The 20685-nt window shown below is 45.9% G+C and carries 11 protein-coding genes; 7 read left to right on the plus strand and 4 right to left on the minus strand.

What is annotated here, in order from left to right:
* Window positions 1-14 precede the first annotated feature (14 nt).
* A complete protein-coding gene (locus T426_RS0115820) occupies window positions 15-1841 on the minus strand; it encodes a glycoside hydrolase family 2 protein (protein ID WP_025864399.1) in 1827 nt (608 codons plus the stop codon).
* Between the two features lie 293 nt (window positions 1842-2134).
* On the opposite strand from T426_RS0115820, the gene T426_RS0115825 reads away from it, so the two are divergent.
* Window positions 2135-3301: a DUF819 family protein gene (locus T426_RS0115825; RefSeq protein ID WP_025864400.1), complete on the plus strand. Its 1167-nt coding sequence runs from the start codon at window positions 2135-2137 to the stop codon at window positions 3299-3301.
* Window positions 3302-3467: 166 nt separating this feature from the next.
* On the opposite strand, the gene ppk2 is transcribed toward T426_RS0115825, so the two are convergent.
* The 3 genes from ppk2 to T426_RS0115840 all read right to left on the minus strand — a co-directional run bounded on the left by ppk2 (window position 3468) and on the right by T426_RS0115840 (window position 6598).
* The gene (ppk2, locus tag T426_RS0115830; RefSeq protein ID WP_025864401.1) at window positions 3468-4313 is read right to left on the minus strand and encodes a polyphosphate kinase 2; all 846 of its coding nucleotides are present in this window, start codon (window positions 4311-4313) and stop codon (window positions 3468-3470) included.
* Between the two features lie 161 nt (window positions 4314-4474).
* Window positions 4475-5185, minus strand: a complete 711-nt coding sequence (locus T426_RS0115835; protein ID WP_025864402.1) for a redoxin domain-containing protein — start codon at window positions 5183-5185, stop codon at window positions 4475-4477.
* A 213-nt stretch (window positions 5186-5398) separates the two neighbouring features.
* Complete coding sequence (locus T426_RS0115840; protein ID WP_025864403.1) at window positions 5399-6598, minus strand: glycoside hydrolase family 27 protein; 1200 nt, start codon at window positions 6596-6598, stop codon at window positions 5399-5401.
* Window positions 6599-6867: 269 nt separating this feature from the next.
* Here T426_RS0115840 and T426_RS23965 point away from each other — a divergent pair, with 269 nt between their 5' ends.
* From T426_RS23965 to T426_RS0115870, 6 genes are all read left to right on the plus strand, one after another.
* A complete protein-coding gene (locus T426_RS23965) occupies window positions 6868-10977 on the plus strand; it encodes a hybrid sensor histidine kinase/response regulator transcription factor (protein ID WP_051538810.1) in 4110 nt (1369 codons plus the stop codon).
* Between the two features lie 172 nt (window positions 10978-11149).
* Window positions 11150-13618 carry a hypothetical protein gene (locus tag T426_RS0115850; RefSeq protein ID WP_051538813.1) on the plus strand — a complete coding sequence of 823 codons (2469 nt, stop codon included), beginning with the start codon at window positions 11150-11152 and terminating at the stop codon, window positions 13616-13618.
* Between the two features lie 111 nt (window positions 13619-13729).
* Entirely contained in the window at window positions 13730-16753 is a 3024-nt protein-coding gene (locus T426_RS0115855; RefSeq protein WP_036984475.1) for a SusC/RagA family TonB-linked outer membrane protein, read from the plus strand.
* 26 nt (window positions 16754-16779) lie between these two features.
* Complete coding sequence (locus T426_RS0115860; protein WP_025864405.1) at window positions 16780-18267, plus strand: RagB/SusD family nutrient uptake outer membrane protein; 1488 nt, start codon at window positions 16780-16782, stop codon at window positions 18265-18267.
* Window positions 18268-18373: 106 nt separating this feature from the next.
* Window positions 18374-19417, plus strand: coding sequence for a glycoside hydrolase family 130 protein (locus T426_RS0115865; protein ID WP_025864406.1), 1044 nt, complete (start codon window positions 18374-18376; stop codon window positions 19415-19417).
* Window positions 19418-19446: 29 nt separating this feature from the next.
* Complete coding sequence (locus tag T426_RS0115870) at window positions 19447-20682, plus strand: MFS transporter (protein WP_025864407.1); 1236 nt, start codon at window positions 19447-19449, stop codon at window positions 20680-20682.
* The last annotated feature ends 3 nt before the right edge of the window (window positions 20683-20685 follow it).

Raw genomic sequence — 20685 nt, forward strand, 5'->3', positions numbered from 1 at the left:
TAAAGAAAAGTCAGTTATTTATATTTCTCTTCCATCTTTTTGTAGAAATCGCGAAGAACAAAAAAAGCTTTTTTCTTCGTACCGTTTTGGCCGATGAGTCCTTTCCTGTTCCATCCATCCTGGATGACCGGGAGCACACGCCTTGGCGAACGGAAATCACACAAAATCCATGGCGTAACACCCCGGAATTGTGGTATTTTCATTAGCATGGGAAGGGTGTGTTTGTAGATACTTTCCTGGTATTCTTCGGTCCAGCGCGTGAGCGAATCGCCATGCAAGCCTTGCAGTGCACCGCCGCCAAACTCACTAATCATTACCGGCTTGTTGTATTTGATGATCCAGTTGATGCTATCACATTTTTCCGGCAGACCATCATACCAGCCTACGTATTCATTGAAATTGACAATGTCGACATATTTCGCAAAAGGATCTTCCACGATTCGGTCATTGGGATTACTGTCTCTGTGAACCTCCAGAGCGGCGGAAATTAATCTTGTACTATCCATGCCGCGGGCGTGCATCACCAGTTTGTGCAGGAAGTTTGTGCGAGCATCGCTGACCGGTGTTTCATTGGCCATCGACCAGATGATGACGGAAGCCCGGTTTTTATCACGGGTAATCAAATCGGTGAGCTGATGTTCGGCATTCTTGTAAGTGTCGGGATTGTTCCAGTCAATGGTCCAGTAAACCGGATTTTCTTCCCAAACCAAAATACCCATTTTATCGGCCAGCCTGATCATATTTTCGGCATGTGGATAATGTGCCAGGCGAACATAGTTACATCCCAGTTCTTTGGCCCAGTTGAGCAACGTTTGTGCATCGGATTCGGAATAAGCTCTTCCGCCTCTCATCGGCATTTCTTCGTGGATGGAAATACCTCGGAGGAAGACCGATTTTCCGTTGAGCAGAATGTCCGTTCCTTTGGTTTCGATACTTCGGAAACCGATAGGTTCTGAAACGCTTTGACCTGCATTCGAAACCGTAACTGTATAGAGTTTTGGATTCTTCGGTGACCAGAGCTCAGCTTTCTTCAATTGAAAATCAACAGCAGCTTTCCCGTTTTCGTCCGTCGTAAAGGTTTTATTGATTTTCAGTTCGGGAATGCTGACCTGAACCGTTTGGTTGGCTGCATTCGGGCCGTTTAATTGTACATAGCCAGCGACTTCGTTTTGCGAACCTTTCTCGAGCTGAATATTGTAATCGGAAATGAAGGTTTGCGGTACTTCCACCACGTCCACATTGCGGGTGATGCCGCCGTAATTCCACCAATCGGTATTCAATGTGGGAACGCCTTCTTTGTGGCGCTTATTGTCGACCTTAACCACCAGCGAATTCTTCCCGTTTTCTTTCAGCAAGTCGGTGATTTCGTAGTTAAAAGGAGTGAAACCACCAATGTGTTTGCCCAGTTTCTTCCCGTTCAGGTAAACATCGGATTCGTAATTGATTGCTCCGAAATGAATAAAAACGCGGTCATTCGGATTGCTTTTGGTGTACGTGAACAGACGTCGATACCAGATGGTGCCTTCGTAGTAAAGCAACTTCTCATCCTGCGAGTTCCAGTCGCCGGGAACCATCAGTGTCGGACTTTTGTCAAAATTGTACTCAATGAGCTGCGTTTTATCCGTTTGGTGTTGGTCAAGGAAGAAACCTCCGGTGGGATGTGGATTGGCATCGTACGGTTTGTAGCGGTAATCATAATAACCGACTTCATAAGGATCGATAATGTAATGCCATTTCCCGTTAAGGGTAAGCGTATTACGACCTGGAATATTGGTGATGACGGTTTGAGCCTGTGCCTGTGCGACCCAAATCAGGCAAAGCAGTAGTGTTAACTTTTTCATTGTATGGGTATTATTGGTTTATTTCGGTTTTTATCCGGGGCTTTCTGAAAAAAAGACGCACACCCGTTGGCGTTACCGGTAAAGCTAATCGTTTTTTCAGAAAGAACATAAAAAACGCTAGGTAGAGGGTAACGGATTTATGCTTTGGCAGGAAAGGTTTTCCTTTTATTGTTTCGTTAATATTTTATGATAGAGTAAACTGAAAGGCCCTTTAGTGGGTTTACATGTGGAAATTCTTTAGAATAATTCTATAAAAAGTATATTTGCTTTTTCGAAATTAAAACTGATTCAATATGTCATTAATAGCCCCCGGAGATCATCTGGTTTTGTTTTCCCTTATAACCGGGGCTGCAGCCTTAGGGATGTGGTCGGAACATAAAAAGTGGTTTGGTAAAGTATCCGGAATTCTGGTTACTGTTTTGCTGATGTCTCTCTTGTCGATGTTAAATATCGTTCCGCCGGCATCAAGTACGAGAGTACAGGTGCCTGTTTATGACCTGATTTTTAAGTATTTTGTTCCGATCTCCATTCCGATGATGTTGATGGGGTCGAATATTATGCGTACCATCCGCGAAGGCGGAAAATTGCTGATTGCCTACATTATTGGAGCCATTGGTGTCGTGCTGGGGAGCTTTTTAGCTTTTTCTCTGATTCACCTTGGGCCGGACTCTGGCAAAATGGCCGGTGTAATTGCCTCGACACTGATTGGGGGAAGCATGAACTTCGTTGCGACCGGAGAAGCGTTGCAAATCACTACCCATCCGCTGTTTTCGGCTACCATTGCGGTTGACAACTTTGCAGCCAGCCTGTTCATCCTGTTGCTTTTTATGCTACCGGGGATTAAGTTCCTGGCGCGCTTTTTTGCCAAGCCCAAAGCCGAAAACAAGGTAGAAGCAGTAGTACAGGAACACGAAAAATCGCAGCCCATTACCATGGAGCGCATGGGACTGACGCTGGTTATCGCAGTAGCCATTGCGGCATCAGGTGCCTGGTTAGGTGATTGGTTGCAGTCGGTTTTTCACACGCAAATGGATTTGAGCATTCTTATCATTACGCTCGTTTCGGTGCTGGTGGCCAATCTCTTTCCCAAACGTCTCAAACCGCTTGAAGACACTGCTTTTTCGGTGGGACTATGGATGATGTACATCTTTTTGGCGGCCATTGGTGCGGCAACCAACATGGCTGATATTTTGCATATCGGTCCGGCGATACTTGGATTCTACCTCGTCATTCTGTTCTTCCACCTCATCTTTTTAATCGCGTTGGCAAAGATTTTCAAACTGGATATCTACGAAGTCATGATATCATCGGCGGCCAACGTAATGGGGCCTTCGGTGGCAGCACCGATGGCGGCTTCGCTCGGGCAGAAGAAATTGATTACCCCGGGGATTCTCGTTGGAATTCTGGGTTATGTTATCGGAACCTTCATCGGAGTTTCCATCGCGTTAGCGCTGAGCTAAAGTGGAAGCACCTAAATTGTTTGTATGAAACTCAATTGAGAGAAGATTTTTCAGTATTCACCCCGCCCCTAAAGGGTGAATACTGAAAAATCAAGTTTTCCCTTTAGGGAAGACAGGGGAAAGGAACTTGATTTTTTTTGGGGGGGATAGTTTCATACAACCGGCCTTAATAGATCTCGGGTACGAAAGTCTGGTCGGTAATCGGGGGGCGTACGTAGTTATCCTTCTCGATGCGTGGCGGCAGTTCGATGGGCTCAGGCGTTAAATCCTTGTAAGGGATTTTGGATAACAAGTGATTGATACAGTTGAGCCGTGCTCTTCGTTTGTTGTCAGCCGGAACCACGTACCACGGTGCCTGTTTGATGTCGGTGTATCCAAACATTTCGTCTTTGGCGCGGGAGTATTCTACCCATTTTTCTCGTGAAGCCAAATCCATGGGGCTGAGTTTCCATCGCTTGGTCGGATCGTCGAGGCGGGCCTGGAAACGTAGTTCCTGTTCTTCGTCGGAAACGGAAAACCAGTATTTGATGAGAATGATGCCGGAGCGAACCAGCATGCGCTCGAATTCCGGACAACTCCGCATGAACTCGTCGTATTCTTCATCACTACAGAAACCCATTACACGCTCTACACCGGCACGGTTGTACCAGCTGCGGTCGAACAGCACCATCTCACCTCCGGCCGGCAATTCGGTAACATAACGCTGGAAATACCATTGCGTTCGTTGGCGCTCGGTTGGAGTGCCTAAAGCAACAACCCGACAGATACGGGGATTGAGTGGCTCCATGATGCGCTTGATGACGCCGCCTTTCCCGGCAGCATCGCGGCCTTCGAAGATGACCACGACTTTTAACTGCTCCTTTTTCACCCACTCCTGCAACTTCACCAGCTCGATTTGCATTTTACGCAGCTCCTTGTTGTATAGCTTCTTTCCTAAACGGCGTTTGTCTTTCTTTTCGGGTTCGATATGATCCGGTGATTTGTGGTGTTTCTTGGTTTTGTTTTTACTCATCGTAATGGAGTTTTAGAATTTACGGCAGGAATGGATGGTTTGAATCTCTTTAAAATTAAGTGATTCCATTTGGTTTTGCAACAAGAGAGCTTCCCGGTAACGGTTGGTCTAAGACCGAAAAAACCTGACTGCTTTGGGGATAGCAGTCAGGTAGTGTTTTATTATTGGTTGTCAATCATGTCTTCGAGTACCTTTTCCAGGTAACTGTAGCTTGGTCGGTCGATGGTATTTTGACTGACGTATTTGAATTGAACGACACCGTTTTTATCGATGATGAAGACACACGGAATGGCTTGCGGTGCGTTTCCTCCGTCCCATTTGGGATCGTATAAGCCCAATTCATCCGTGAGTTTGTGATTGGCATCGGCGATAATGGTAATAGGCGTTTTCAGGTTTTCGGGTTTGATGGTGTGGTCCTTCGGAAACATCTTGCGTGCTGTTTGCATCCACCGTTTCCGTCCTTCCGATAGCTTGGTTGTGTCGGCAGGGTATTTCCATTGTTCCACTACTTTCATTTGTTGCGGGATGGTGGCCACCCATTGGGCGACGGTATCTTTTCCGTAAGGAAGCACAAAAGCTACTTTTAAATTGTGCTTTTCTTCCAGCTGGTTGAGCTTGTCGAAATCAATCATCTCCATGTAGTTGTACTGACAGATGTTACACCAGTGGTTGGGCGCAACCAGACCGCGGTTAAAAATCAGCATCACATTTTTGCCTTTGTACTTGCTGAGGTCGAACTCGCCTCCCTGGTATACCTGGGCTTTGAATTCGGGCATTTCCTGTCCAACAGTTACCCCTTTCATTTGTCCGAAAGTCAGGAGGGTGCTGCCCAGCAGCAGGGCAATCAGTAAAACGGATGTTTTTGTTTTCATATCGTATATAGGTTTGATGTTTCGATATCAGTGTTTGCAGCTAATGGTGCCGATTAAAGTTAAGAGGTTTTTTTTAATGAATAATTAGTAATGAGAAAATAGGGAAGAGAGGTTGGGCTAAAGCCCATTGTGTGGGCGAGAATTTCAATCCCATGGCTTCAGCCATGGGCAATTTGAAACAAAAAAAGCCCCATCACTGAGGCATGTTTTATTCTATTTCTTTTCTGGTGTTAACCTAAGCATCAACACGCCATGTGCGGGGATGTCGGCGGTGAGATTTTTGCTCGTGTTGCCAATATCCTTGTGTTGCCACAGGTCGCGCAAGTCATATTTTGTGTTGTGAAATGTAACGTGGTGGTCTTTGTGGCTGATCCCGACCTTTTTCCAATCGTAATTGAGTTTCCATGGTTCATCGGCACGGTTGAGGAAACAAACGGCCAGTTCATCGTTTTCGAGGAATTTCACCCAAATCTCCTGGTCGCCATAGTCGATGAAACGGAAACCTTGTTCGCCCAGCTCATCCTGGTCAACCTGAATCACATCTTCGTTGGTCAGTATTTTTTGTGTTTCGTCGTCCATGGTGCGGAGGTCGTTACCGGCCATCAGCGGGGCGGCCATCATACACCACATGCTGAAGTGGGTTTTGTATTCGGTGTCGGTCATACCACCGTTGCCTACTTCCAGCATGTCGGGATCGTTCCAGTGTCCCGGTCCGGCATACGACCAGAGGTTGGCATTCAGGTCGATGATGTCGAGCACGCCTTTTCCGCCCCAGTTAATGGCGCCTTTGAAGGAGTCGAAAATGTCGCCGGTGGTTCGCCACAGGTTCCCAATACCTTTTCCCCATTCCCATGGTTTATTGGAACCCCATTCGCATATGCTGAACACGATGGGACGTCCGCTGGCTTTTAGTGCGTCGCTCATAGTTTTGTAGGCGGCTTTTGCATTTTGTCCTTCGTTGTAACACCAGTCATACTTCAGGTAATCGACCCCCCAGGCAGCATACTGGCGGGCATCCTGGAACTGGTATCCACGGCTTCCGGGACGTTGCTGACAGGTCATGGAGCCAGCGCAGGAGTAAATCCCGAATTTTAAGCCTTTGGAATGAATGTAATCGGCCAGCGCCTTTATTCCGGAAGGAAAACGTGTGGGGTCGGGGATGATATTACCGGCACTGTCGCGGCTTACCTGCCAACAGTCGTCAATCACAATATATTGGTAACCTGCATCAGCCATGCCACTATTAACCATGGCGTCAGCCATTTCCTTGATGAGTTTTTCGCTGACGTTGCAGCCAAACTTGTTCCAGCTGTTCCAACCCATTGGTGGCGTAGGTGCCAGTATTTCCGTTTTTTGTGCAAACAGTTGAGTGCTGAATAGTACGAGTAAAAAGAGTGTTGTTAGTTTTTTCATCACTTATGCGTGTTAGGTTGATATTGTGTTATAGACTTTCGACTGAAAGTAAGCGTTCGGGATTTTTCCAGTGGTCGGTTTTTATGTGATTTGATTTGGCTTTCCGAAAATAATGATAATGTAGTTAAATCGGTTGAGTTAGAGTGGAAATTGTCGGATTGACACTAAGCTTTTTTGACTTTCGTTAGGGCGATAATGGCGGATTTCCTGTACTTGTTCACTAAAATTAACCGTATCTTCGAGGTGTGCTTTTGTATCAATGGGGAAAAATGAACTTGAGAATTACTTGCTTTTTTTTCGCTTTTCTTTTTCTGAATCTCTTAGGCCGTACCATGGCTGACGAGCGGCAGTTTGAAATCCGGCCGTTGACCAATTCAAACGGGTTATCGAACAGCTCGGTAAATGCCATTTTTCAGGATTCGGATCATGTGCTATGGATTGGTACCTGGGACGGACTGAACCGGTATGACGGGCATGCTATTCAGATTTTCAGGCCCGAGCCGGATAATCCCAATAGCCTGAGTAACCAGGTAATCCTGAAAATAGAGGAAGGTAAAGATGGGGATCTCTGGATACTTACGATGCATGGCATTAACCGGCTGAATCCTTATACAAAACAGATTAAACGTTATTTTTTCGGCCGCGAAGAGAAGGCTCCGTTAACCGAATCGGAGTTTCACCTGGCCGTGGATCAGCAGCGCAACGTATTTTTTGAGGCAAAGGATTGGGGATTGGGGTATTATGCTAATGATTCTGTCCAGCGGTTTCCTTCCGGCGATTTGCCTTCCCTTGCGGTGAAGAAAATCAGTTTTTCTCCATTGAATACACTCCTGATCCAATATGCCAATGGCGATTTAGCGGACGTTAGTCTGCAACATGGCGCTGACGGTACAATAACCATTGTAGGATATAAAAAGATTGGGCAAAATGTCCGGGATTTCATTAATGAATCGGATGATAAACTTCTGATTCTGACGAATGACGGCCGTCTGGCTTTTTACCAGTTTAGCACCGGGAAGACGGAGACCACCCGGTTTACGGGTATCCAAAAACTCATTGGGAGAACCAGCCTCGGGGTGTTGCTTGCAGGGGAAAAAGAGCATTTTATTTTGACCCCCAACGGACAGATTGAGCGGAATTCGTGGCTCGGGCACATCAACAGCCGGAAATTATCAACCGTTTTCGAAGGCAACGAAGGGGTTGTTTGGATAGGAACTGATGGTGATGGCATTTATAAACTATTTCCAAGGCACAAGTTGTTCCATTCGGTTACCCAGACACAGATTGAAGCTCTTCGTGGTGGTAATGTCCGCGCATTTAGCCTGGCGCCCGACAGCGCTTTGTGGGTCGGGACGAAAGGACAGGGGCTGTTCCGCTTTTCACCTCATTTCTATTTGAACGGCCCGGAGGAGAATATTCCGGTAGATAACTTTTATTCGGCTAATTCGTCGCTGAATAATTCAGTCTTTTCGCTCTTTTGCGGGAAGGACAGTCTGATGTTTATCGGGACCGATGGCGAAGGACTTTCGGTTTACGATCTTCGGTATCATCGGGTGGTGGACTGGCAGAGTATTGAAGGAACAGCGAATTATGCGCCGTTTCGTTCGGTGTATGCAATATACCAGGATGCACAAGGTTTCATCTGGTTGGGAACAAACGGATACGGGATGTTCCGGTTACGGATGGAACGGGACGGGCGGAAACTGAAACTGACTAACTTTAAACAATACGAAGCCAACGAGAATCTTGCCGGAAAGCTGAGTAGTAATATCATCTTTTCCATCATCCCGGAAAACGATCATGAATTATGGATTGGTACCCGCCTGGGCGGACTGAATTTGTTTGATAAAGGGTCGGAAACGTTTCGTGTTTTTCGGAAAGAACCGGCGGACTCACTGAGTTTGAGCAGCGATGATATTCTTTGCCTGTACAAGGATACATTGAAACGTTTGTGGATTGGGACCAGCCTTGGACTGAATTACCTGGAGACCAATAAGCTTTCTGACCATCCCGCTTTTCATAGTTTTACCACAAACGATGGGTTGCCCAACAACACCATTCACGGTATGGTCTGCGATCATGCCGGAAATCTATGGGTGAGCACCAATCTGGGACTTTCTCAGTTTAACGTAGAGAACCACCGCTTCCGTAATTTTACCGAGGAGGACGGTCTGCAAAATAATGAGTTTGCCGATGGCGCTTTCTTTCGCGATAACCAGACCGGGTATATTTTTATGGGCGGTAACAGCGGGTTTAACTATTTCCGTTCGTCCGATATCGGCGAGTACACTTACATCCCGAACATTGCTGTTAGTGCCATTAAAGGACAGAACGACGATCAGCCTTATTATCCTTCATTCGTGGTAACGCCTGAGTTACGGAATCCTCCCCATGTCAAGTTGAAATATGATCAAAACTTCTTCGATATTACGCTGGCCGCGCTAAGCTTCATTAACAGCGAGAAATGCCAGTATGCATACTATTTGGAGAATTTCGATAAGCAATGGAATAATATCCAAACCCGGCGGGTGATTTCGTTTACGAACGTGCCTCCGGGAAAATATACCCTGTGGCTGAAGTGGTCGAATAGCGATGGTATCTGGAGTCCACCGGTTCATGCCATCGATTTTCAAATCAAACCGATCTTTTGGGAGTCGGCGTGGGCCATTGGTATCTATGTATTGCTGACCTTGTTTTTCCTGCTGTTTGTGCAGAATTACTGGAAGAAGCAGCAACTGCTAAAACAGAATATCGAACTTCGGAAGCGGGAAGAGGCACTGCACCAGAACAAGCTGACCTTTTTTACCAATATCGCTCATGAGTTACAAACGCCTTTGACCCTGATTGTCGGGCCATCGCAAAAGCTGGCCGACGATCCGGGTATCGATCAGGAGAGGCAGAAGTTTGTCCGGATGATACAGCGAAACACGAACCGTTTGTTGTTCCTCATTCAGCAATTGATGGAGTTTCGCAAAGCGGAATACGGGCATCTGGAAATGGAAAAGATGTATTTCAATCTGGTGAACCTGGTGGAGCAAATCGCCGAGCTATTCGACGACTGGGCTATTCAGAACCAAATTGATTACACGATCGATTCTCCTTCGGAAATTCCCGGTTGGTTCGATCAGGATAAGATTGAGAAAATCATTTTCAACTTGTTGTCGAACGCCTTTAAATATACACCTAAAGGCGGTAATATCAAGTTGAAGATGCAGGTTGACGAGGCGAAATCGCAGGTTCGCATTGAGGTGATGAATTCTGGAAAAGGGATACCAAAGGAGAAAATTCCCCGCCTGTTTGAGCGCTTTTTCATTACCGATGAAGGTAGCAATTCCGAACCGGATAAATTCCGAACAGGTATCGGTCTGGCTTACGCCCGCAGCCTGGTAACTGCCCTTGGCGGTACCATTGATGTGGAAAGCGTAGAAAACGAACTGACCACTTTTGCTGTGGTTTTACCCTGTTCCCAGGAAAACGCTGAAGCTGTTGATGCACAGGAACCAGTGGATGAAGTAATTCTTTCGCGACAATTGCAGCATATTCTGGTTGAGCCCAAGTTATCGGCTGAGGAAAATGGACAGGAAAAGATCAGGACATTGGAAGCGCTGGAGAACAAACTGAAAACGGTTTTGATTGTAGAGGATGAGCCGGATATTCATTTGTTGCTGGACGGAATACTGAAGGATAAATACCGTTTGCTCACCGCTTTCAACGGTGTGGAGGCACTTAAGGTGCTTGAGACGGAGATGCCGGATCTTATTATTAGTGATGTGATGATGCCGGAGATGGATGGGATAGCGCTGTGTAAACAATTGAAAACCGAATTAAAGACCTGTCATATCCCGATTATTCTGTTGACTGCAAAAAGCTCGGTGACCCATCGCATTGAAGGGCTTGAGAGTGGTGCCAATTCTTATATACCGAAGCCGTTTCATCGCCAACATCTTGAGATTCGCATTGAAAAATTACTGGAAGAGCGGGAACGGATTGCGCGCTATTTTCAGCAGGACAATGGCATGGAAAACCTGACTCAATTATCCATAGCAGAGGAAGACCAGCAGTTTATCGACAAGGTTATGGAATTGATTCGTCAACACATCAGCGACGAAGAACTGCAGGCAGTTTTCCTGGAAAAGGAGATGGGGATGAGTAGCTCGCAGTTTTACCGGAAGCTGAAACAGATTTCGGGCATGTCACCCGGCGATATGATCCGGTCTATGCGATTGAAGCATGCCGCTCATTTGTTAAAGACCACTTCCATGACCGTAACCGAAGTATTTTATCAGTCGGGGTTCAACAACCGCTCATATTTTTACCGCGAATTCCAAAAAATGTATCAGATCCCGCCCAAACAATTTCAGTTGAGTTTTAAGAAATAAACTCCAATCTTTACATTTTAATACATTTTATTCGTCACTATTTCAGTGAAATATGCCGTTTGTGTACACTTTTGAAGATATAGTGTACAGCTTCCGCACCCATCTCTCTCCAACTTTGAGGTACCAATAATCCAATACCTCAATCAACCTTAGTCAACTTAAAATTGAACCAATGCTACAAACGACATCCAGGCTCGGTGTGACTGTACTTTTACTGTTGTTCCTATTTATGGGTGCAGCGCCTGTCTCGGGGCAAAACCTGAGACTGAAAGTTGAAGGAACCCCGCAACAAGGTTATGGTGTTGCGTTATATGACGGGAATCAAAAACTTTTGAAAGATGCCGGTGCTTTTAGCCTGCATTTGTCCAACCTGGATTTAACTTCGGATACAACGTTTAATGAATGGCGCGGAGCTTCCTGGACCGGGAACGATAGTGTCGTTGTGCTGCAGAAGGAAACCTACATGAAGGCGCTGGACTCGAAATTGACCGCCAAAGTCACCTATCAAATTGTCAATCCACACATCGTAAAAAAAACGGTTGAGCTCCTTCAACCCAGCATGCTTTCGATGTACTATATCCTCCGGGAAAATAATGTTCCGGCGCAACAACCCAAAAAATATGTGACTTTCGAGCAGGATAATTTTCCAGGTGGATTCATTCACGAACTTTTTCCATCGGCAGGATTTGTTACCGCGGATAATACGACGGTAGGCTTCCTGACCGATGCAGGATATAAAAATCAGTTTACACGTACAACACGGCGCCGTTTTAGCGGACGTGGCGGCGGTTTTGTCGGGATGCGCAAACTCCCCGATCCAAGACTGTTTTCCACTGCTACTCCCGAAGAACGGGCTCAGGGGAAAGATTATGTACGTTTGACTTTTGGTGAGATGTTCAATCTGAATGCCGGAACCGAAACTGTCTTACCGCTTCCGCAGAAATTCATGCCGGAGGGTAAGCTTTCGGTTTCCCGGAAGGATAGTTTGATTACCATGAATTGTCAGTCGGGAGCGAAAGCCGGCATCCGCCTGATGACACCCATTTCCGGACAGAAAGTGTACACTATCTCTTTCAAGGTAAAAGGCAACTTGCCGGTAGCACTGAAACTGTACCGGGTGAAGAACGGCCAGCAAGGGCCGGAACTGGAACACGGCGTCAAGTACATTGATGCATTTCCTTCGAAACCGGATGAATGGACGGAATTTAAAGGGAGCATTCTGGTTCCTTACATCGAAGGCGACAGTGTTTCGATGTTCATCGGGAATACCTCCGGAAAAGCCGGAAAGATGCAGATTAAAAATCTCGCAATTGCCGAAAATCATGCGGCCATTCAGCCCTACAACATTTTACCGCTGGGAAAAAAGGAAACGAAAACCACCTACATTTTTGTGGAGCCGTGGAAATCACACCGCGATTTCATGATTGATTCTCAGTCGCGGTTGGCGGAAGGCAAAGGTTTTAAAGGCTCTTTGATTGAGAAGATGCTGTATGCGAATGCCAATATGTTGAACTGGATTACTTCGGTGAATGATTTTACGCCGTTCAGTGTGCCGAATATGAATTACTCGCCCGATATGTACAACCGGGATTCGTTCTGGACAACGGTGGCGACTCACAATAAAAAATTGAACCTGGCCATCTGGAACCAGTGGGCCAAAACGCAAACGCCGGAAGGTGCTATTGGAACCATCATCACGCCTTACATGGGCTCGGTGGAAGCCAAGGACAACGAGGCGACAATCGAGTGGTTGGTATGGGCTTTAGTGAACCAGCGTCGTTACGGTGTTCAGCTTCCCAAGGAAAAAATTGACAAAGCTGTTTCGTTTGTGCTGAACTCGTTTGATGAGAACCATGACGGAATATGCGAATCGCATTTCTCGATGAGCCAGATTGATGTGTGTGACTACGTGCCCAAGACCGACCGGCTGGCGGTGAATCAGGGAATGTTCGCGGTAGCACTGCACACGATTAAGGCTTTAGGGTACGATATTTCGGATGATTACCTGAACAAGGCGGAATCGGCATACCGGAAATTCTACGATCCGAAACGGAAACATCTGTTGTTCGACCGGCAATATCCCGATTTGATTTCATTGACGGATTTGGTCCCGGAGTTTCTATCGCTCTGGCTGTTCAACCAGCCCATGTTGACAGATGAGATGGTTGTGAATCAATTGAATCATATGCCTTATTTGAATAAAGTTCCCAATTCTCCGCATCCGGAGATGGGGACCACCGCACCTATTTTGGTGCGATTGACCAACGATGCAAAAGGCTATTCCTATATGACTTCCGACTATCAGCCGTTTGGCGAATTCGGAAAAACGAACTATGCAGACCACTCCCGCGACGGTTTTTATTACAACGGCGGTAGCTGGATGCGTGCTGAATACTGTGCTTACGTGGTGGGACTGAAACATGGCTGGCCCAAGGCTAAGGAAATGATGGAAAACCGGGCCTGGGCGGAAATCAATTTGAATCCGAAGTGGCCTTTCAGTAAGGAATTTATTCCAACCCATTGGAAAAGTACGGACGAATGGTGGCTTTCAACAAGGGGGCTCAGCTGGAATGTGTTCATCCTGATGGCTGATGAAGTTGCGGGATTGCGCACTCCTGATATGGACCCCGACTACAAATAATAGGATGTAATTAATGATGCTCAATCAATTAAATTTTTAAAGCTAACTTCTATGAAAATCTTTTTTGTTACAAGATTTAGAAGGGAAATACTTGGGCTTGTATTTCTTTTTATGACAGGAGCCGTTTTCGGCCAGGTCAGCGTAACCGGTACAGTTACCGATGAAGGTGGAACGACACTTCCCGGAGTAACTGTGGTGGTTTCCGGAACCACAAATGGTACCATTACCGACGTGAATGGTAAGTACGCCCTACAGGTTGAAAATACCAATGTATCCCTCGATTTTTCCTTTGTGGGATACCAGAAACAGACTGTTTCGCTGAGTGGAAGGTCTGTCCTGAATGTAACCATGAAAGAGGAGAAAAAGCAAATTGACGAAGTGGTAGTTGTCGGTTATTCTGCCCAGAAAAAGGCGACCCTTACCGGTGCTGTTTCTCCTGTGAACATTTCCGATATCGATAAACGGAAAGTGTCCGATCTTTCTCAGGCCTTGCAGGGACAAATAGCAGGTGTTCAGGTTACTTCCAGTACCGGTGCTCCCGGTGATAAGGTAAATATCCGCATCCGTGGTGAAGGAACCATTGGAAATAATAATCCGCTCTATGTGATTGACGGTGTTCCATCACGGGATATCACCTTCCTGAACCCTTCGGATATCAAATCGATGACTGTATTGAAAGATGCTTCGGCCGCAGCAATTTATGGTGCACGTGCTGCTGGTGGTGTTATCGTGATTACCACAAAAGAAGGTGTGAAAGGAAAAACCAGCCTCGATGTTAGTTATTATACCGGCATCCAGAAAGTGGCGCATCTTCCTAAAATGCTGAACGCCGATCAGTACATGAATGTGGTGGAGCAAGCCTGGAACAATGCAGGTTATACCGGAACCAACCCTTACACGGCTGATAAAGGCCGTAGTGATTTTGCCAATACCAACTGGCTGGACGCCTTGTTCGAACTGGGACATTCTCAGAATGCACAGGTGACAGCCACCGGAGGAACCGATAAACTGCAGTATCTTTTATCGGCCAATTATTACGGGCAGGATGGTGTTGTGGTGTATAATAACGACAGATACCAACGCATAACCTTCCGTTCAAACATCAATGCGAACCTGACCGAACGTTTGCGAATCGGCTCGAACCTGCAACTTTCGTATGTTACACAGGATGCATTGTCTTCTAAGGGCGATGAGCCGGGAATCATTCGCCATGCCATGTTGCGTCCGCCTATCATCCCGATTTATAAAGATCCCAGTGATCCTACCTGGTCAGCGCAAGATCCGTTTACCGATTTACCGTTCTACAAGAATAAAGATTCCTTTGAGAGCAATAAATACGAGTGGACGCAGAATCCTATTGCGTTGGCTTATTTCACCGATGATGTTCGGAGTTACTACAAAACTTTTGGTAACCTGTATGCAGAGTATGCTTTCCTTGGTGACAAATCGCTGAAATTTAAAACCAACCTGGGTGTCGACCTGACCTTCTCTCACAACAAAGCGTTTAATCAGAACTTTGGTGATGACGACGGTAGTGGCAGCTCACTGGATCAGGGATTGGGACGTGAAAACCGCCCAAGCACACTGAATGAGGACCGTGGAGAGGAAATTACTTTCACCTGGGATAACACGTTGAACTACGTTAAGGATTTGGGTAAGAGTTCTATCAACGCTTTGGTCGGTAGTGAATTTATTACCAACCACTCTTCTTCCATTAGCGGTTCACGAGCTCGTTACGACTATACCGACAAGAACTTCCGTTATCTCGATTTTGGAGGTACTCAGTATGACGTATGGAACGGAGGTTCTGCTGCTGAGTGGGCATTGTTCTCGTTGTTCGGGTCGGCGACGTATGCGTATGACAGCCGTTATATGGTAACAGCCAACTTCCGTGCAGATGCTTCTTCACGCTTTGCGCAAAATAACCGTTGGGGTTATTTCCCTTCGGTTTCAGCCGGATGGAAATTGTCGAATGAAAATTTCATGAAGGATTTAACCTGGTTATCAGATTTGAAAGTGAGAGCCAGTGTCGGACAATTGGGTAACCAGGAAATTGATAACTATGCTTATCTGACACTGTTGAGAAAAAGTGGTGACAGCTACCTGATTTCCCGTTATGGAAACCCGAACTTGAAATGGGAAACCACTACGCAGTATAACTACGGTTTGGATTTGGGACTTCTGTCTAACAAAATCTATTTCACCGCGGACTACTTCATCAAGAATACAACTGATATTTTGTTGCCGATTACATTGCCGTCGATTGCAGGTGATGTTTCTCCAACTTACGTGAATGCAGGAGCCGTTACCAATAAAGGTTTTGAGTTTGCTTTGACACTTCGCAACAGCGAACACCAGTTCAAATACAACATCAACCTGAACATGGCGACCCTTAATAATGAGGTAACGAAATTGCACCCGAACCTGCCGATGATTATCAATGCTGCCAGTAAAGGAGTAGCCCGTACAGTGGTTGGTCAGCCATTGAATTCCTACTACGGTTATGTGATGGAAGGCATCTATCAGAACACACAGGAAATTCAGACGCAACTTTACGGAACAGCTAATCCCACGGCGCAGCCTGGTGATATTCGGTTCAAGGATTTGAATGGTGACGGTATTATCAATGACAAAGACAGGACGTTCATTGGAAACTCTATTCCGAAATTGACTTATGGAATGAACCTGACCGGTGAATACAAAGGTTTTGATCTTTCACTGTTGTTCCAGGGTGTTCACGGTGTAGACCGTTACAACGATGGTAAGAAGATTGTGGATTACGATACCCGTCCGTTCAACTATACTACCCGTGTGCTGGATGCATGGCACGGTGAAGGTACCAGCAACACCATTCCGCGTGTAAGTTTCACTGATAATGGTAGTAGCAAGATTTCCAGCGTATTTGTTGAGGATGCTTCTTACTTCCGTCTGAAAAACGTGGAACTGGGCTATACATTCAAGTCGCTGATGCAGCGTTCAAATACGTTCAAGAACCTGCGCGCTTACGTCTCTGCTCAGAATGTATTCACTGTTACCAAATACACTGGTCTCGATCCGGAATCGACCGATTTGATTGATATGGGAACTTACCCACAGTCGAGAGCTTTCATTCTTGGTGTTGATGTGAAATTTTAATGTCCCAGCTAATAAAATTCAGTAAAATGAGAAAAATATATATGATACTGGTTGCATCAACTTTACTGTTGTTCACCGGTTGCGACAAATATCTCTACAAGGAACCCATCGGGTTGCTTACACCCGACCAGATAGATACCTCACCAACCGAAAGTACGGTGGAGTATTCAGTCTTTACTTCGTATCAATTGCTTTCCAGTACCCTGAATATCATTGGTCAGTGGGGCTGGGACGACGGAACCGTTCTTCGTAACGATTTTATCCTGAGTGATATCGCTTCGGATGATATGCAGAAGAAATGGAATCCTGATGGTGACCAGGCCTGGATGGACGAAATCGATAATTTCAATTTTACTTCTGACAATGGTGGTTTTAACGGACAGTGGGCTTATGATTATGACGGTATTTCCCGTTCCAATCTGGCCATCAGTTATCTGACCGATGACGCGCTGATGAGTAAACTGACTATGGACAGCAATTTGAAAAATCGTTTGTTGGGTGAGGTTTACTTCCTGAGAGCTTTCTATTACTTCGATTTGGTCAACAACTTCGGCGATGTTCCGCTCTTGCTGAAACCGCTGGAAAGCTTCTCTGAAGCTTATGATGTAGCAGTTCGTACACCGAAAGATCAGGTGATGGATCAGGTAAGAGCTGATTTGGCACAGGCCGTTACGCTATTACCTAACAGCAAATATTCTGATGATACTCAGCCATGGCGTGCTTCAAAAGGAGCTGCTATTGCCATGCAGGCAAAAGTTGAGCTGTACACCCAAAACTGGCAGAAAGTACTCGACTACGTCGGTCAGCTGGATAACCTGGGTTTCTACTCGCTCGATGCTAATTATTTCGATAATTTTCAGGTTGAGAAAGAGTTCACTGACAACGAGGTGATTTTTGCCTACGACCATGAAAGCAATACAGTTCCACGTTCAGGAAATGGCTTGTGTGCATTGCTGGGATGGGGATTCGTAGCGCCCGAACAGAACTTTATCGATGCATTTGAGCCGAACGATCCGCGTTTGCTCTATACGGTGGATGTCGACAATCAGGCCGTTTATAAAATTCTTGGTGAAACCAATACTGATAACAAAGGAAACGACGACTCGCCCAGTAACAAGATTTACATCCGCTATGCTGATGTAATGCTTTGGAAAGCGGAAGCCGACATCAACCTGGGTAACTATTCCGAAGCCATCGGTCTCATTAATCAAGTCAGGGCACGGGCACGTAATTCCGTAGCCATCGATGGAACGACACCTCCGGCAGGTACATTGCCTGACCGTGATGTGAACTCAACGGATAAAGCTCAGATTATGGGTTGGCTGCGTCACGAGCGCCGTGTGGAACTTGGTTTCGAATCACAACGCTTCAACGACCTGAAACGCTGGGGAATTGCTAAGGATGTATTGGGTGCACTGGGCAAAAATTTCCAGGATAACAATTACCTCTATCCGATTCCACAACGCGAAATTGATAAATCAGGTGGTTCAATTACCCAGAATCCCGGGTATTAATGATTAACAGATAACAGATAAAAACAGGATGCCCCACATGTAGTATAGTCGGATATACGGGGCATCCTTGTTTTCACAATCCGGAAAGAAAGACAAAAAGCTAGTTATGGATATTGCAAAGAGATTCGCCGGGAACCCGATTTTACGGCCGGGCGACCTGAAACCAAGTAAGGACGGATTGAAAATTGAATGTCTGCTCAATCCCGGAGTATTTCGGTATGACGGGAAAATCTGGATGTTGCTACGGGTGGCCGAACGCCCGGAACAAAAGGATGGGCTGACTTCCTTTCCTGTTTACAGTGAAGATGGTGAGTTACAGATTATGGAGTTTAAGAATGATGATCCGGATTTGGATTTATCCGATCCGCGGGTTATCAGCTATCAGGGACAGGATTATCTGACGACTATCTCGCATCTAAGGCTGGTTTGCAGTGAAGATGGAATTCATTTTCATGAACCGGAAGGATATCCGTTGCTTACCGGCAAAGGTATTCACGAATCTTACGGTATTGAAGATTGCCGGGTATCACAAGTCGGGGATACATATCACCTTACCTACACGGCTGTTTCCCACCTGGGAGTTGGCGTTGGTTTGCGAACGACCAAAAACTGGAAAGATTTTGAACATCACGGGATGATTTTTCCGGCACATAATAAGGATTGTGCCATTTTCGAAGAGAAGGTTGACGAACGTTTTTATGCGTTTCATCGTCCCAGTAGTCCGGAAATTGGAGGAAATTATATTTGGTTGGCCAGTTCACCGGATGGTGATCACTGGGGAAATCATCAGTGTATTGCACAAACCCGAAAAGGGAAATGGGACAATGTACGCATTGGTGCCGGTGCAGCCCCCATTCGCACGGATGAAGGCTGGCTGGAGATTTATCATGGAGCGAATGAGGATAATCAATATTGTCTGGGAGCCTTGCTGCTGGATATAAATGATCCTTCCAACGTATTGGCCCGTTCCGAAGAGCCAATCATGGTGCCAACTGAAGAATATGAAAAGACCGGATTCTTTGGCAATGTCATCTTTACCAATGGACATCTGGTGGATGGTGATGAAATTGCCATGTATTACGGTGCGGCCGATGAAGTGATTTGCGGTGCAAAATTCTCTATCAGGGAAATTTTGGAAACACTGCATTAGAAAACGAATTACATCTCAACTGAGGAATTATGCTGAAGAAACTGGTTAACGAATATCGCGTGTTCTATACCTATCCCAAGGGTATGCGGATACTGCTGATTACAAATCTGATCTATTCGCTGGTATTACCGATTATCGAAATGTTTATCGGTGCATACATTATGCGAAATTCACATGAAGCCAAGCTGGTGGTTATTTTTCAGCTGGCTCTTTATTCCGGTATTCCGTTAACTTTTGCCATAAACGGTTTTCTTCTCCGGAAAATAAAGATTGCGTGGCTTTATTCCTTTGGGATGCTGCTTAGTGGCGTTTCCATGTCGGCCATGATGATGTTACACGAGCTGGATGCTACAGGCATAGGTCTTGCCGGATTGATTATGGGACTTTCCTACGGTTTCTTCTGGGCCAACCGCGATTTCCTGGCGTTGGAAACAACCAACGATAATAACCGTAATTACTATTACGGGCTGGAATCATTCTTCTATACACTTACCGGGGTGATTGTGCCTTATGTAGTGGGTGTATTTATTGGGGCCACCGATGAACATCACTGGTTTGGAGGGAATACAAATGTTGCTTACCGAATCGTTACAGCGTCGGTCTTCCTGTTGACGATTATCTCCTCAATTGTGGTTCACAGGGGTGAGTTTGTTAACCCGAAACAGGAACGATTCATCTATTTTCGTTTTCATATTCTCTGGCGGAAAATGTTGGGACTGGCTACGCTGAAAGGACTGGCTCAGGGATACATTGTGACGGCTCCGGCCATGCTTATCATGAAGCTGGTGGGAAACGAAGATGTGTTGGGAACGGTTCAGGCGATTGGCGCAATTTTCTCGGCTATCGTTCTGTATCTTATTGGACGAATGGCGAAGCCGAAACATCGTATCTACATCTTTTCGTTCGGTTTGCTGTTGTTTGCAACCGGTAGTTTCATCAATGCCGGGCTCTATTCGTCGCTGGGCGTGATTCTTTTCATGTTGTGTCTGGTTATGGCCCGCCCGCTGCTCGATGTAGCTTACTTCCCCATTCAGCTGAAGGTAATCGACAGGGTAGCAGCCATTGAAAAACGGAACCAATTTACCTATATTTTGAATCACGAACTGGGATTGTACCTGGGACGTCTGATTGGTTGCGGACTTTTTATTTTGATGGCTAGTTACATCGGAGAGGACTTTGCGTTGAAATATGCTTTAGTCATTATTGGTCTGTTGCAATTATTGTCCATTTTCGTTGCTAAGAATATCATCAATTCAAAATACTAAACC

The sequence above is a fragment of the Prolixibacter bellariivorans ATCC BAA-1284 genome (assembly GCF_000621705.1).
GTDB lineage: Bacteria > Bacteroidota > Bacteroidia > Bacteroidales > Prolixibacteraceae > Prolixibacter > Prolixibacter bellariivorans.

What these genes read in the sequence shown, in the direction of transcription:
- T426_RS0115820 (WP_025864399.1), bottom strand. Translation starts at nt 1,841, where the DNA reads ATGAAAAAGTTAACACTACTGCTTTGCCTGATTTGGGTCGCACAGGCA.
- T426_RS0115825 (WP_025864400.1), top strand. Translation starts at nt 2,135, where the DNA reads ATGTCATTAATAGCCCCCGGAGATCATCTGGTTTTGTTTTCCCTTATA.
- ppk2 (WP_025864401.1), bottom strand. Translation starts at nt 4,313, where the DNA reads ATGAGTAAAAACAAAACCAAGAAACACCACAAATCACCGGATCATATC.
- T426_RS0115835 (WP_025864402.1), bottom strand. Translation starts at nt 5,185, where the DNA reads ATGAAAACAAAAACATCCGTTTTACTGATTGCCCTGCTGCTGGGCAGC.
- T426_RS0115840 (WP_025864403.1), bottom strand. Translation starts at nt 6,598, where the DNA reads ATGAAAAAACTAACAACACTCTTTTTACTCGTACTATTCAGCACTCAA.
- T426_RS23965 (WP_051538810.1), top strand. Translation starts at nt 6,868, where the DNA reads ATGAACTTGAGAATTACTTGCTTTTTTTTCGCTTTTCTTTTTCTGAAT.
- T426_RS0115850 (WP_051538813.1), top strand. Translation starts at nt 11,150, where the DNA reads ATGCTACAAACGACATCCAGGCTCGGTGTGACTGTACTTTTACTGTTG.
- T426_RS0115855 (WP_036984475.1), top strand. Translation starts at nt 13,730, where the DNA reads ATGACAGGAGCCGTTTTCGGCCAGGTCAGCGTAACCGGTACAGTTACC.
- T426_RS0115860 (WP_025864405.1), top strand. Translation starts at nt 16,780, where the DNA reads ATGAGAAAAATATATATGATACTGGTTGCATCAACTTTACTGTTGTTC.
- T426_RS0115865 (WP_025864406.1), top strand. Translation starts at nt 18,374, where the DNA reads ATGGATATTGCAAAGAGATTCGCCGGGAACCCGATTTTACGGCCGGGC.
- T426_RS0115870 (WP_025864407.1), top strand. Translation starts at nt 19,447, where the DNA reads ATGCTGAAGAAACTGGTTAACGAATATCGCGTGTTCTATACCTATCCC.